The 14,508-nt window shown below is 56.8% G+C and carries 11 protein-coding genes; 1 reads left to right on the forward strand and 10 read right to left on the reverse strand.

Annotated features, from left to right (window positions below; all coding sequences use genetic code 11):
- The first annotated feature begins 16 nt into the window (after positions 1-16).
- Complete coding sequence (locus SH292x_RS22525) at positions 17-3,016, forward strand: beta strand repeat-containing protein (protein ID WP_442483273.1); 3,000 nt, start codon at positions 17-19, stop codon at positions 3,014-3,016.
- A gap of 328 nt (positions 3,017-3,344) precedes the next feature.
- On the opposite strand, the gene SH292x_RS22530 is transcribed toward SH292x_RS22525, so the two are convergent.
- From SH292x_RS22530 to SH292x_RS22575, 10 genes are all read right to left on the reverse strand, one after another.
- Complete coding sequence (locus tag SH292x_RS22530; RefSeq protein WP_442483274.1) at positions 3,345-4,415, reverse strand: tellurite resistance/C4-dicarboxylate transporter family protein; 1,071 nt, start codon at positions 4,413-4,415, stop codon at positions 3,345-3,347.
- A gap of 3 nt (positions 4,416-4,418) precedes the next feature.
- Positions 4,419-4,676, reverse strand: a complete 258-nt coding sequence (locus SH292x_RS22535) for a DUF6755 family protein (RefSeq protein ID WP_442483275.1) — start codon at positions 4,674-4,676, stop codon at positions 4,419-4,421.
- A complete protein-coding gene (locus SH292x_RS22540; protein WP_442483276.1) occupies positions 4,673-5,200 on the reverse strand; it encodes a Rieske (2Fe-2S) protein in 528 nt (175 codons plus the stop codon). Before SH292x_RS22540 ends, SH292x_RS22535 begins: the two co-directional genes overlap by 4 nt.
- Positions 5,201-5,272: 72 nt before the next feature.
- Positions 5,273-5,920, reverse strand: coding sequence for a 4Fe-4S dicluster domain-containing protein (locus tag SH292x_RS22545; RefSeq protein WP_442483277.1), 648 nt, complete (start codon positions 5,918-5,920; stop codon positions 5,273-5,275).
- Positions 5,921-5,953: 33 nt separating this feature from the next.
- Positions 5,954-8,221, reverse strand: a complete 2,268-nt coding sequence (locus SH292x_RS22550; protein WP_442483278.1) for a molybdopterin oxidoreductase family protein — start codon at positions 8,219-8,221, stop codon at positions 5,954-5,956.
- Positions 8,211-9,395: a hypothetical protein gene (locus SH292x_RS22555; RefSeq protein ID WP_442483279.1), complete on the reverse strand. Its 1,185-nt coding sequence runs from the start codon at positions 9,393-9,395 to the stop codon at positions 8,211-8,213. Before SH292x_RS22555 ends, SH292x_RS22550 begins: the two co-directional genes overlap by 11 nt.
- A 98-nt stretch (positions 9,396-9,493) precedes the next feature.
- Positions 9,494-10,576, reverse strand: a complete 1,083-nt coding sequence (locus SH292x_RS22560) for a cytochrome P450 (RefSeq protein WP_442483280.1) — start codon at positions 10,574-10,576, stop codon at positions 9,494-9,496.
- A gap of 331 nt (positions 10,577-10,907) precedes the next feature.
- Positions 10,908-11,249: a cupin domain-containing protein gene (locus SH292x_RS22565; RefSeq protein ID WP_442483281.1), complete on the reverse strand. Its 342-nt coding sequence runs from the start codon at positions 11,247-11,249 to the stop codon at positions 10,908-10,910.
- Positions 11,250-11,323: 74 nt separating this feature from the next.
- The gene (gene ric / locus SH292x_RS22570; RefSeq protein WP_442483282.1) at positions 11,324-12,040 is read right to left on the reverse strand and encodes an iron-sulfur cluster repair di-iron protein; all 717 of its coding nucleotides are present in this window, start codon (positions 12,038-12,040) and stop codon (positions 11,324-11,326) included.
- Between the two features lie 106 nt (positions 12,041-12,146).
- Positions 12,147-14,450, reverse strand: coding sequence for a nitric-oxide reductase large subunit (locus tag SH292x_RS22575; RefSeq protein ID WP_442483283.1), 2,304 nt, complete (start codon positions 14,448-14,450; stop codon positions 12,147-12,149).
- Between the last annotated feature and the right edge of the window lie 58 nt (positions 14,451-14,508).

Below are 14,508 nucleotides of genomic sequence, written 5' to 3' on the forward strand. Positions count from 1 at the left end.
TTGGATGCCTCACCCTATGCCGCGCCATCTTCGCACGTACTTCGAACTCCGCTGTCTGCCCGCTAACTTGCTGCTTGGCTTGCTGGCCTTCATGGCGAGTTTCTGGACAATGCTCGCTCCCGTGCAGGCGCAGATCACCTGGACTGGCGGCGTTGGTAACTTTGGCGATGGTGCCAACTGGAGCGGCGGCTCGGTGCCCATCGAGGGCGAGTCGATTCTCATCGCGAACGGAGGCACCGCGCAAATCGCCGGCACCTATTCGTACACGATCAGCAACGTCACGCTCGGGTCGGGAGGCGCCGGCACGTTGGAAGTCGGCAGTGGGATCAACACCGAGTTGGACGCTAACGAGTTCTACGTCGGGTACCAAGGGTTGGGAACGTTCTCCATCGGATCGCAGGCGTTGCTGGGGGCCGGCGATTTCTGGGCCGGCTACGCTGCGGGTGCGACCGGCATCGTGAATGCGAACGGCGCCTACCTTTCTCCCTTCACCGTTTACTTCGGCTATGGCGGCGACGCCACCGTGACGTTGGAGAATGGTTCCACTCTGCAGAGCACCATCGGCTATGTTGGCTACTCATCGGGTTCGCATGGCGTAGTGAATCTCACGAACAGTACCTGGAAGGCTGAGAATCAAGGCAACCCACAAGACGTCACCGTTGGCGTGAGTGGTTGGGGCGAGGTCCATGCCACCAACTCGCTGCTATCCGTCGACAACTTCATCCTCGGTGCCAACACCGGTTCGATGGGAGATGTCTCCGCGAGTGGAGGCACCCTCACCATCGAGCAGGAGCTCATCGTGGGGAGCGCTGGCACAAGCACACTGACGCTCACCAACTCTGCCTCCGCTCAGATCGGCGGTACCGTAAGCATCGGTCTTGCCGGTAATGGAACTCTCGACGCGACGGACTCCACCATCCACGCCCCCGAACTTTACGTCGCCCGCAATGTCGGGTCGACCAGCTCCGCGACGATCTCAGGAGGCACCACAACGCTTACGGGCGAGCTGCATGTCGGCGCCGCTGGAAATGGTACCTTCACGCTTGAAGGGGGCGGAGCCCTTAATACCGACAAAGGCAACATGGGCTTTGCGTCGGGTTCCTCGGGAACCATCGACGTCCTCGATGGCACTTGGATCAATACACAAGCCATCTTCGTCGGCGTGTCCGGCGAAGGGACTTTGAACATCGGCGCAAGCGGCGTCATCCACAGCGAGAGTGGTTACCTCAGCCAGGAGGCCATCGGCGAGGGCAAAGTCAACTTCACCGGCGGCTCGTGGTTCATGTCCAACACGCTGGCGGTTGGTGTGAACGGCAACGCGGAATTGAACATGACCGGCGGCGAGATCTCGTCCAAATGGTCGCAGGTCGGGCTTTCTGGACATTCGTTGGGCGTAGTTCAAGTCGACAACGCCACATGGACCACCGGCCAGACGCTGACCATCGGCGCCGGTGGCAACGGCGGCGAGTTCTACGCAAGCAACGGCGCCAACGTTACCGCCGGGTCCATCGAACTGGGAGCCGCCGCCAACGTCACCGGCTTGCTGAGCGTCATCGATTCAACCCTCACCACGGTGAATATTCTTCAGGGTGGGGGAACCGGTTCGGTGTCGTTTTCCGGAGCCCAGGTTAACCTGCTCGGAGGCTCGTCGGTCGTCGACACGTTGCTCATCGATGGCTTCGCTGCGGATGCGGTGGTGCTGGGAACGGGCGGCCTGACGATCGACACGCAAGGGGGCAATGCTCAGATCCCCACCGTCCTCAGCGGAGTTGGCGGCCTCACCAAAATGGGTGCCGGCCGGCTTCGACTGACCACGGCGAGCACCTACGAGGGCGGCACCACCGTCAACGGCGGCTTGCTCGAAATCACCAACAGCGACGCACTCGGAAACGGCAATGTCGCCGTTGGCTCCGGTGAGCTACGTGCCTACGACAGCGTGACGCTGTCGGGCGACCTCTATGGAGGTATTCAACTCGTCTCCGTGAGCGCCGGCCAAACCGGTGTCTTCTCGGCGGCGACTAACGAGACACTCACCATTGCACCGCTCGACTTCTTGCTCGTCGCGGGCTCGACCATGCAGGTTGGCAGCAGCGGACAAACCGGCACCGTGTTCTTCGCCCCCACCGGCGCGGTCGCCCTGCCTGGGGACGCTTCGCTCGACGTCGCCGCCGGTACGCTGGTCGCCAGGAACAGCGGTCTCGAGTTCCTTACCTCCGTCGCAACTTCGACCACCGTGGCGTCCGGCGCCACAATTGATTTCCAAGATAACCTCACCACCGGCGGAATTCGCGCGCTCTACGGCGAGGGCACCATCAACATGGGCACGAATTCCTCGACCATGCTGACCATCGACGCCGGCAACTTCGCGGGCAACATCGCCGGAAACGGCGGCCTGGTGAAAGATTCCAGTGGCACCCTGACTCTCGCCGGTCAAACCGCCTTCATCGGCGGGACAACCGTCAATGCGGGAACGCTTCTGGTGAATGGCTCGCTGTCGTTCGGCTTGGGATCGGCTTGGGTTAACACCGGCGGCACGCTCGGCGGCACCGGCTTGGTGGGCGACGTGGCACTCAACGGCGGTTCGCTGTCCCCCGGCAATTCGGCTGGCACGCTGACCATTGAAGATCTCCTCTGGACCTCCGGCACTTTGGTGTTCGACCTTGGACCCACGGCTGCCGAGTCCGACCTGCTCAGCGCCAGCGAGCTCGAGGGCCTCTCCACCAGCACCTACGCGTTCACCTTCGTCAACAACGGTTGGAGTGTCGGCACAACCTACGACCTTATCACGTTCGACCTTACGACGATCCCGATCGACCAGTTCGTCTTCACCAACACGGATGGCCTCGATGGCGTGTTTTCTTACAGCAGCAACAACAACGTCCTGCAGTTCACCGTCACCGTAGGCGCGGCGGTTCCCGAGCCGAGCACCTGGGTGACGCTTGTGCTAGTCGCCGTGCCAGCACTAGCGCTTCACGCCCGCAAGCAAGGGGATCGCTTCCGTCGAGCCTTGCGGTGAGCGCAAACAAAAACCCTCGCCGAGACGAGGGTTTCGTGGAAGATTCGCAAGTAGCGGAGGAGGGATTCGAACCCCCGACACGCGGATTATGATACTGCGTGCCGGTTTCGATAAAGTATTGCAGGGTAACAACTTAGGGCATTGCAATTTGGGCTGTTGTACCCAGTGTTGTACCCAAATCGAGCTTGACCCTGAGTTGGCGCAAGTTGTCACGGTGTGGCCACGGTTGGCTCCCGAACACCGTCAGGCTCTTGCGCTCCTTGTGTCATCGATTCCGATGTAGAGGACAGGGCAACGCATCCTTCTGCCTAATACTGTTGAGAACACCTCATGCTGATTCCACAAGAGCGGTCTCAGATAACCCCCGAGCCAGACGCCGGGTCATCCCCCAGAATGCAGCAGACCACGTCAGGATGCCAACGATATAGAACGTCCAACTTAGTGGTTGCAAGTAATCTACCATGATGACGTCTCGCGCTAGCCGTATGGTGCAGGTCGCATACATTCCAAGCGGAAACACCAAGCCCCAATACAGTGGGTCGTAAGTTATAGGCACGCGTCGCAGCAGATGCCGCCATGCCCCCAGGGTCAAGAGCATCGGTATCCACCAACTGGCCGTGGACCAGAACAGGATTGTTAATCCCTGAAGAAATGGGAGCAGGGGTTCCAACAGCACCGATTGTTTCGCTTCAACGACCAAGGATGCTCCAGCCAGCGTCGAGATCGCCATTGCTCCCATGTTGACCCAGTACGGCGGAGCGAGATCCGAGGGTTCCAGCGAAAAGAACATGTAACGGTAGAAAATCAAAGCAATGATGCACACATACAGCATCCCTCCGCCGAACCACATCGCTAACGTAAACAATCGCATTGGTTCGGCGTACTCGCCTGCCCATGCCGTAAGAGCCGTCCCTAGCACCGAGACGGATTGGGCGGCGACGACCGCCACCAGCCATCCACCATTGATTCCAGTTTCTAACCCCGGCTTAGCAGACTTGACAGTCAAGATCGTGAAAATGCCATAAGTCAACACTGCCCACAGTACGATGCCAAATCCCCAAAGCGCAAAAGGGATCGTCGGCATCTTCAGGACAACCAGTACTTGATTTCCAAGGACGTTGGTCGCCGCGACGGCTGTAAAGAAGCCCACGCACCGCCCATGATGGAATAAGTCGGCAGAGAAATCACGTGGATACCGCGCGATTCGCCAAGCTGTCAGGAACCACAACGCGACGTAAAGCCCCACGTTTAACCACGTCAGCAAGAGAGCTACGTGGGTTAGAGCCAATAGCTCCGACGCTAGAGCCAGGATTCCCGTCGCCATCACGCTCGCGAAGTACGCCGGGTGCATCTTTTGCACACCGGACAGCTTTTCAGCGAGGAGGGAAGACAGGGACACCCTTTACTGCTCCAACAAGTACAAGTAACGGAGTAAGCCAAGATTCAAAAATAAACCGATCACACTTGCGATTGCGGCAGGCAAGACAATGGCGTCATTGCCGCCCAAGTACGCGTTGACGGATGCGGTCACCAGCCAGATCTGCCCAATTACCAGCACAAGTATGAAAGAGGTGATCCCATACACCACCGTCATTCTCTGGGCCCTCATTGCGGACCTGTCGCCCCCCGTCGATTTCGATTCCGAGTAAGAGTCGTTCATAGAGTCAGCTCCACACCTGTGGCATAAATCATTCCGTCGCCTCGGACCTCCAGCGTGATCTTCGGCAAAGGGCGTCGCGGCGGGCCGGATAGGGGTCGCCCTGTTTCCACGTCGAAGGAGCCTTTGTGACAAGGACAGGTAAAGAGCCCTTTCTCTACCTCCGGAATCACGGGACACAGTAGGTGGGGACATAGCTGACCAAAGGCCAGCAAGCGTCCGTCGTCAAAACGGGTCAACAAACAAGGATCCGCGTGCGTGGGAAAATGAAAACCCACCACATCGTGAACCTTCACCTCATCGTCTCGTACAATGGCCATGGGGGCTGGCGGGGCGCTCGATTTCTTCCACTGGCTCTTAGCCACTAGCGCAATCTGTCCGGTTGCCATCGCCCCGCTAGTTAGGACGAGGAACTTGGCAAAATCACGACGACTGACGTATTCATCTTCGGCGGTCTCGATCGGAAAGTCACGTCGCCATTCCGGCTGTTCCGAGAGTGGCTTTCCGTCGGGGGGGCGATGGGGCAAGGGAGGATTCATAGCTATTCATTTTCACCAAGAAAGGGTAGTTCTTATGCAACACCTATCGCTGAGAACGCATTAATCGGGGGCGGCTTCGTACAGTGCATTCTCTATGACGGCTAAACGCACCGTCCGTGTTGGCTGTAACTCGTGCATGTATTGCGTGACGTCAAGTTTTTGGACATTCGAGTCACGCGGCACGAGCATGTTGACCTTGGTGTTGATCACCTGGCCACCAAACTGAAATCGATTGATGGCGCGCGACCGCGGGCGCATTTCCGCCAGCTCTTCGCGCGTCCCGAAAAACAATGCCTGGCTGGGACACACGCTGGCGCACATCGGTTTCTTGCCTACCGAGGTGCGGTCGTAGCACATGTTGCACTTCATCATCAGTGCTTGGTCATCCATCATCTTCGGAATGCCAAATGGGCAAGCGAGGACGCAGTTATTGCAAGCGATACAACGAGGTTTGCGTGCCGAGTGAACGATGCCATCTTCGCTCTTCTTGATCGCATCGGCCGGGCACACCTCCGCGCAAGTGGGCGAATCGCAGTGCATGCACACGACTGGGATCGTCTGGGTCGAATGACCTCGATCGACAAAATCCAGCTGGATCATCGAATGCCCGCGGTGCGTATCGCATTCGGCACAAGCCTGCACGCAAGCGTGACAGCCGATACAACGACTGGGATCGACGAAGAATTCAAGGTGAGCGGGGACGGCCATCGTTGAGATATCGATCGTCAAATGGAAAAGGGATTACTGCTGTGCTTCCAAGTGCCGCGCGTACTCCGGTGCGGTTTCCGACTTGGTTACGCGTACGGCACAAACTTTGTACGCCGGTATTTTTGAGATGGGGTCTTGGGCTGAGATGGTCAACTGATTGGCACTTTTTCTACCGGGCCAGTGATAGGGTATGAACACTGTGTCCGGACGAATCGTCGATACGACGTGGGCCCGCACGGTGCAGGTTCCGCGACGACTCTCTGCGGTGGCCCAATCGCCATCCTTGATCCCCAGCTCCGCTGCCAGATTAGGATGCAGCTCCAGTTTCGGTTCGGGATATTGGTCTACCAACGGGCCAATACGGCGAGTCTGTGTACCTGAAAGGAACTGACTCACAACGCGACCCGTCGTCAGCATCAAAGGATACTCCTGGTCCGTGTCTTCGACTGGTGGCAGGTATTCGGCCAAGTTGAACCGCGCCTTCCCATCGGGGAAGTAAAAGGGGCCATTGCCCTTAGCAATTGGGTTCCAGGATCCGAGCTCAAATAAGCGCGGTGTTCCAGGGTGGTCGATGGCATTGCCTTCTGGATCTTCGCTATAGCAGGGCCAACAGATGCCATTGTTCTGTTCGATCTTCTCCCAGGTCATGCCAGAATAGTCACAGACACCTCCCTTGCTGGCGACCCGCAGCTCCTCGAATATTTCCCGCGGTGATGAGAACTGCAAGCCGTGAGGTCTCTTCAGCCCCGCCGCAATGTCCTGAATGATTCGCCAGTCCTGTCGAGCATCGCCGGGTGGTTCAACGGCTTTATTGATTTTGATTGCGCGACCTTCGATCTGCGTAACGGTTCCTTCATCCTCTTCGTGCAGGGAACCTGGCAGCACCACATCGGCATGCCGCGCGGTCTCGTTCAGAAAGAAATCGATGGCAACAAAGAATTCAAGCTTGTCGAGGCACTTTGTAATGAAGTTGTTGTCAGGTAACGACACTTTCGGATTAAAGCACAGACTAATAAGTCCCTTGATCTCGCCTCGATCTATTTTCCGGAATAGTTCATACGCATCGACGCCGGGCCCTGGCAAATCATCTGGCGCGACTTTCCAGACATCCGCGATGTACTTGCGGTGTTCTGGATTCGCTAAATCTCGACCACCCGGCAATTGATCACACTTCTGTCCATGTTCTCGACCGCCTTGGCCGTTAGCCTGTCCAGTGATGGTCCCATATCCGCAGTTGGGTCGACCTATACGGCCGGAGGCCAGTACCATATTGATCGCCCCCATCACATTCTGAACACCTTGGCTGTGATGCTCGATTCCTCGGGCGTGCATGAGAAAGCTAGTCTTCGCAGTTCCCCACCATTCAGCCGCCTGATGAATTAAACGTTCTGCAATGCCGGTTACCTGGGCCGTTCTGGTAGGTGTCCAATCTTTTACCGAAGTCGCGACTTGCTCAAATCCGACGGTGTGCTTCTCTATGAAATCGTGATCGACCCAGTCTTTCTCGATCATTAAATGCAAAATGCCAGCAAATAACGCTGCGTCGCGACCGGGCTTCACAGGCATGAACAAATCACATGTCCGCGCGATAGGCGTGATCCGGGGATCGACGACGATGATACGTGCGCCATTCTCACGAGCCTGCCACACATAATGCGTCGTGATCGGAGCACACTCGGCAATGTTAGCTCCGCTGATCCAGATGACCTCTGCACCCAGCATGTCGTCCCAGGGATTGGCCGCTCGATCGATGCCGAATGCCTTTTTGTTACCAGCACCGGCACTGACCATGCACAAACGACCGTTGTAGTCGATGTAGGGCGTCTTCAATCCAAGCCGAGCAAACTTACCCATCAAGTATGTTTTCTCGGTCGTTAGGGAAGCACCGCTCAGCATGCCGATCGCATCATTGCCATAGGTGGACTGAATTCGAGCGATCTCAGACACGGTCTTGGCCAACGCTTCCTCATAACCAGCAAGACGAAAGCCATTCGGGTTCGATTTCTCGCGGATTAAGGCTTTCTCAAGTCGATCGGGATGCGACCCCTGTAGATAACGCTTGACTCCCTTTGGACAGAGCATCCCCCGGTTGAAGGGAAAATCCATTCGCGGCTCAAAACCGACGACCTGATTGTTACTTACCTTCAACTTGATACCGCATTGTTGGCCACAGAAACAGCAATGGGTATCGACCAAACGGTCTATTTTTGCCCCACTGTCTAACCGCTTTCCCTCGGTATAAGCCAGGTGTGGTCCGAACTGCTCAATGATATGAAGCTCACCGACGGGCTCAGCGGCCATTTGTGCCTCCTTCTATTCCGAATACGGGTGGTGCCGATGTAGTAGTTGCGGACGACGCGTCATCCCATGTCTCAAGGAACCGCATCCTGGAATCGGCCCAGACACTTCCCTGAGCCAGTGCCAGCATTCCGCGGCGACACTTCGGGCAAACCCGCTGATAATGAACTTCACCACCTTCCTCATCCACCACATCGTACTGATACCCCAGTTCCCGCTGAACGACTATCAGGTCCTCTACCTGCATGGCTGATGCATACGCCTCGCCACAACGGACGCAACATGCTTGACTCCCCGCGCGGCCCGCGTCCTTATAGAACGCCACGCCCAACTGAGCGGGACGTTGAAAGATATGAAATAGCTTTCCGAAGGGGAGCCATAGCAGCGTGAGGATCACGGTGACGGCGTGGATGATAGCCAAGAAACTGTAGGCATACCCTTGCATCCATTCGTAGCTGACCCAGATCAACAGCCCGCTGATGCTCACAGCAAACAACATCAAAAGGGGTAAAATGTCCTCGCCGAATCGCTGCAACGCCTCGGCGCCGTGATCTCGCATGCGTCTGAGGAAAGCCAGCATGACGCCGGCGATGACCAGGAACGATGCCCAGACAAGACCGTGGAACAGCAAGTGAGCCAGGAAGGAGTGAACCTCAACAGCAATTGTCGGGAAGCCAAACACCACGATGCGGTAGTAATTAAACTCTCCCGGTACGGATTGAAAATGCACCCACCCGAAAACTAGCGGAAATGTAATTGCGGCCGCGATCAGGCAGCCCCACATGATTAGCCAGTGAGCCACACCGCGCAACCAACTGCGCTTAAAGATAAACTGATTCAGCGCAAAGCTTCGGACTAGCCGCTCGCCAAGTCGCCCTGATTTCTTTCGTGCTCCACCACCCGAGAGAAAAACTTGCCAGCCACGTTTCCAGTACATGGCCGTGGGCGGGCGTTGCAACCACATGGTGTAACGGTAGGCCAGCCCAAAGGCAGCAAATAGCGACGCGAAGAGATAGGCGAACAAGGCCGCGTCGAAATGCTGGAGATTCCGTGATCCGACGATAATGGTCCCGCCGAGTCCTGCCGTGACAACCGTTCCCACGAGTGTTGCTTTGAGAGAATCGCGGTACGGTTGCATTGTTTTCCCCATCAATCGCAATCCTGACTCGATATCCAATGCGATTCAGTTGCAGCGGGCTACCCAGGACACCCACCTACTGTCAAACATGATAACGCAGCACCACCACCATAGCGAAACAGTTGCCACCAAAGACATCAGGAACTAAAGATTACTTGCAGGTCCTCGAAGCCGCAGGCTGGGTAGTTTGCGTAAACAGGAGCGGATCCCTCCCGCAAGGACCAACTGGAAGTCTGTGACAGCAAGGATTCCATGAAGACTTCCAGTTCCATGCGAGCGAGCGGTGCACCGGGGCAAACGTGAATCCCCGCACCATAAAGCAAATTCTCTGCGCTATCTCGATCAAAACGCACCTCGCTAGCGTCCTCAAACACTTCCTCATCGCGGTTCGCGGAAATCCAGTGAAGAGTCACTCGTTCCCCAGCACCAATGTCTTGCCCTCCCAAGTTCACAGGGCATCGGGTCGCGCGACGATTGGAGAACAGGGGATTGTGAACACGCAGCATTTCGTCGATCGCACTGGGCAGCTTCGCGAGATTGTCGCGTAAGAATCGTTGATGATCGGGATGAAGGGCTAGATGGTGCAACAGGATGCTGATCGAAGCCGATATAGTACCGATCTCGCCAACGGTCCAGTTGCGAAGGATGCTGGAAATCTCTTCATGGCTAAGTGGCCGCTCGTAGACCCGTTCACCCATTAGCATGCGCGTCACATCGGTGGAATGCGTCGTGGAGTCATCGGCTCGTTGATCCAGTTGACTGTCCACGATCGCCTCGAACTCATTCGCCAGCCGTGATAGCTGCTCCCGGTCCCCGTCACGGTTGGCCATCGTGTTGCGCTGTGTCCAATCGATCAAAGTATGGTGCAAGTCTTCTGGCCATCCCAGAAATGCGCATTGCACCTGCCCGGCGAAACGTGTTGCCAGTTGCGACACCACCTCGACGCCTGCACTTGCTCGTACGGCGTCGCTGACCAGTCTGTCGGAGATTGTGCGGCACGTTGGCGTAAAGGCACGCACCCGATCGAAGGAAAAGTATGCCTCGATCATCTGTCGGTAAATGGTGTGTTCGGGCGGGTCCATACCATTGGGAACCGACAAGTGCTCCGACACGGCATTACTAAAGCTCTCGTGATCCTCCAACACTCGCTTCACATCCGCATGCCGAAAAATCGACCAGCCCAGTTCTTGGCTGTACGCCACCGGACAGCGACGCCTCATCGCGTCGTGCGCGAGCACCTGGTTAGGAGTGCAGAGGTCCGTTCTCGGATTCCAATGTGGTGTCACGTTACCTGCCACGACGACCCTTTCTTATTGATGGAACACGCTGCTCGGGGAGTCTTTGAGCCATGCGACGGTGTGCCACTCATCATGGCCTTTCTTGGGTCGGTGCGCCCATCGCTTCGCGACCCCCGGCATGGCGCGGAGCTTGATGTCACCAACGGAAATATGTTGAGCGAGCCTAGTGCTCGCGATGTCACTTCGCCCCTGCCGTACTTAGAAGCGAGAACGTGGAAATCGAGTTAACTTTAGTAGTGCGACATTAGTCGCCCTATGGCCTAGCGGCGTTACCTAACAGGATCGTTACCAAGACCGATGAATCTTCGATCGCTTCGACGGCATGCGGATCGGCAGCGCTAAGGTACAGCAAATCGCCAGCGACTAGTTCTTTGGGCTGTCCTTGGGATGTGAACTTAATGCGTCCTTCTAAGCAATAGACCGTGATTTCGCCGGGCGCTCGGTGCTCCGCAATCTGCTTGCCGGCGGGCAGAACGAGTCGAATCGCCTCCATCGCGTCGGTCTTGAACAACGTGTAAGTTCTCACACTGCCGATCTTTGAGCCAAGCGGCTGCAAATGCATGACCTCGGCAGGATTAGCGTGGTTGATGGCCATGTTTATGCCTTAAGGTGTTGTGGGCCGTGTCCGGCTTGGTGACTGATTTGAGATGACTGGCCATAAGTATTTCCTTAGCCCCTCTCTTGCTCAAGCTCAATCGCTTTGGGGAACAACACGTTGTTTTCCTTATGGATATGCTGATGCATATCGGCTTCTAGTTTCTCTAGCGAGTCGAGCATGGCTCGGTAGGTGTTGCAGGCCCACTCCGGCGGTGTGTAGCCATCGGTGAACTCGTTCAAGAGTGCCAGTGCCGCGCCCGACTGATCATGCTCCCGTTCCATTTGTCGTATGGGATTGGCGACGCTTCCGCAATGAAAATCCAGTCTCTCGGCGGAAGCCTCGAGTTGCCGTATGATCGGGAACAGAATCATCTCTTCCTTCATCATGTGTGGTTCGAGTTCCGTTTTGAGAATGAGGAACGCCTGGCGTACAGTGGGCAGTCGGTCGTCTTTGTCACCGTGGACACGTGCGACTTTCTCGGTCATGGCGTCGAGTCGCGGCAGCTCGTCACGCAAGTAAGCGTGGTGGGTCGTTTCGATGTGATCCGCTAGTTGCGCGAGTCCCATCGTGTCAACGTTGACGAGCGTGTCCGCATCCGCAAGTTCGTCGCTCTGATGGATGGCTTGCAGGACTGCTCCCACTTCGATGCCTCGTTTTCTACACGCTTGGCTCAGCGAGATTTTTCCACCGCAGCAGTAGTCGATCTTTAGGGACTCAAAGACACGGGCGCGGGTTGGCTTCTGGCGAACGAAGTCGCCGACGGTCTGTTCAGCATCAAGGGTGAGCATGGTTAAGCTCCATTAACAGTTGATTGGGACAGGTTGCAGCAGCGGTCGGACACCGCGAGCGTACGAGGGAGTATGTCAAACAAGTGGTGGACGACGCATTCCAGCCTTACTTCCGAGGCTCGCGGCTTGTCAGTACGTCGTGCTCCGGCGGATCAAAACCGTCATCGACCTTGGAGAACGAATGCCCGGTCTTAAGCCCCAAGATGAACCAGACTAAGGCGACGGCCCCGAGGAAGAAAATGGTATCACCGGGGACGCGCATCCAGCGTAGCGTTTGCATGAGGTCCGTTTGCATGAACTCGCTGCTACGAGCGAACCAGTAACCGCTTTCCACCGAGGCCTTCGTTTGCAGTAAACCGACCGGCAGTAGGCTCAATACGCACATGGCCATCAGCCCGATGTTCATACCCCAGAAGCCGAGCGTCAGCATGCCGTCCTTCCACGGACGACCAGGGATCAAAACTCGCAAGCACATCAGCATCAAACCGATGCCAAGCATGCCGTACACACCGAATAGGGCTGCGTGCGCGTGCAGGGGGGTCGTGTTCAATCCTTGCATGTAGTACAGGGCGATTGGCGGATTAATCATGAAACCGAACAAGCCCGCACCGATCATGTTCCAGAATGCTACGGAGATGAAAAAATAGATGGGCCATTTGTAGCGGTGCACCCACGGCGATGCCTTGCTACGCCGCAAGTCTTCCATCGCGTCGAATCCAATCAGGGTTAAGGGGACGACTTCCAGTGCACTGAAAACCGATCCCCACGCGAGCGCGACCGTTGGAGTGCCCGAAAAGTACAAGTGGTGCAGCGTGCCGATGATACCGCCCGAAAGGAAGATCGTGGCAGAGAGCAGCGCGGCGGCGGCGGCAAGTCCAGGACGTACTAGGTTCAACCGCATGAACACAAACGCAATTACAGTGGTGGCGAAGACCTCAAAAAAGCCCTCCACCCACAAGTGAACGACCCACCACCGCCAGTACTCGACCATTGTCAGGTGCGAGTGCTGCCCCCACGTTAGGCCTGCTCCGTAGAACAGAGCGATCGCCCCGGTCGCGACCGCGAGCAAGGCGACGAGGTGGCGTTGCGAATTGGCTTCGGTGGTGTTTGCCTCTGGCTTCTGACGAAGCGCTGGCCAAAGCACCCGCAACATCAGCACCAGCCATAGCAGCAGCCCGCCCATGAGGGCTATCTGCCAAACACGGCCAAGTTCAACGTACTCGTATCCTTGATGCCCGAAGTAGAAAGAGACCGTATCGCTCATATGGTGCTTGATGCTCAACCACTCGCCCGACAAAGAGCCGACCACGACCAGCAGCAATGCTGCGAACAGAACATTGACGCCAAGGCGCTGGTACTTGGGTTCGTAGTTGCTAACCAACGGCCCAATAAACAACCCGGCCGCGAGCCACGCCGTTGCGATCCAGAACAATCCGATCTGAACGTGCCATGTACGCGAGACGCTGTAGGGAAGATAGTCGGCAAGGGGAAAGCCATAGAAGCCTTCGCCCTCAACGCCGTAGTGTGCAGTCACTATACCCAGCGACATCTGGGCGAAGATCAACGCGGCGACGACCCAGAAGTACTTGATGGTCGCCTGTTGCGATGGTGTCGCTTTCCAGCGGGCCAGCGGATCGAACTGGGCAAGGCTCTCGGGCTTTGCTTCTTCCTCACGACGCGAAGCGTACCACCAAGCCATGCCGGAGATTCCAGCCAGCAACATGATCACGCTGACGCCCGTCCAAACAACGTTGTCGCCGGTCGGGCGGTTGCCGACTAACGGCTCGTGTGGCCAGTTGTTGGTGTAGCTGGCGATATCGCCCGGACGAGTTGTCGACGCGGCCCAGGATGTCCAAAATACAAACGATGAGAACTTTCGAAGACGCTCTTCGCTCGAAATGGTGTCCGCTGGAATGGCGTAGTCCGCGTTGCCGTCGATGAAGACGGTGCGGTAATGCTCAATATTTGCCTCAAAGGCTTCGGCACGAATCGGGTCGATAGTCACGACGCCGTTGGATTCGTCGTAGGTATTGGTTCGCATTAGGTCCGATAAACGGCCACTAAGTTGAGCTTGTCGTTCGGAACCCAAAGCCGCGAAGGGCTGGCCGAACTCAGCGTTCGCCCACTTGTCGAGGATAAAGATCGCTTCTCGGTGAAGCCAATCGGCGGTCCAGTCCGGGGCAACGTAGCTGCCGTGACCCCAGATCGAACCGACTTGCATTCCACCTAATGATTGCCACACGTTCTGGCCCGCGCCGATGTCGCCACGATCGATCAACGTCGCCCCACTGGTCGTGACGAACTGATCGGGGATTGGTGGCATCTCTTGAAAAATGCGTGTCCCAATCCAGCCGAGGATTAAGAAGGAAAAAATCATCACGGCCGCGAAGGCCAACCACAAACGTTTCATTGGTTATTCTTTCTGGATAGTGGGGCTCGCGAACAGTGGCTATGGATCTGGGTCGATC

Source organism: Aeoliella fuhlenseeensis, from assembly GCF_052161615.1.
In the GTDB taxonomy this organism is placed as follows: domain Bacteria; phylum Planctomycetota; class Planctomycetia; order Pirellulales; family Lacipirellulaceae; genus Aeoliella.

Coding starts and splice junctions, on each gene's coding strand:
- SH292x_RS22525 (WP_442483273.1), top strand. CDS start 17: ATGCCGCGCCATCTTCGCACGTACTTCGAACTCCGCTGTCTGCCCGCT.
- SH292x_RS22535 (WP_442483275.1), bottom strand. CDS start 4,676: ATGAACGACTCTTACTCGGAATCGAAATCGACGGGGGGCGACAGGTCC.
- SH292x_RS22545 (WP_442483277.1), bottom strand. CDS start 5,920: ATGGCCGTCCCCGCTCACCTTGAATTCTTCGTCGATCCCAGTCGTTGT.
- SH292x_RS22550 (WP_442483278.1), bottom strand. CDS start 8,221: ATGGCCGCTGAGCCCGTCGGTGAGCTTCATATCATTGAGCAGTTCGGA.
- SH292x_RS22560 (WP_442483280.1), bottom strand. CDS start 10,576: ATGAGGCGTCGCTGTCCGGTGGCGTACAGCCAAGAACTGGGCTGGTCG.
- SH292x_RS22565 (WP_442483281.1), bottom strand. CDS start 11,249: ATGGCCATCAACCACGCTAATCCTGCCGAGGTCATGCATTTGCAGCCG.
- ric (WP_442483282.1), bottom strand. CDS start 12,040: ATGCTCACCCTTGATGCTGAACAGACCGTCGGCGACTTCGTTCGCCAG.
- SH292x_RS22575 (WP_442483283.1), bottom strand. CDS start 14,450: ATGAAACGTTTGTGGTTGGCCTTCGCGGCCGTGATGATTTTTTCCTTC.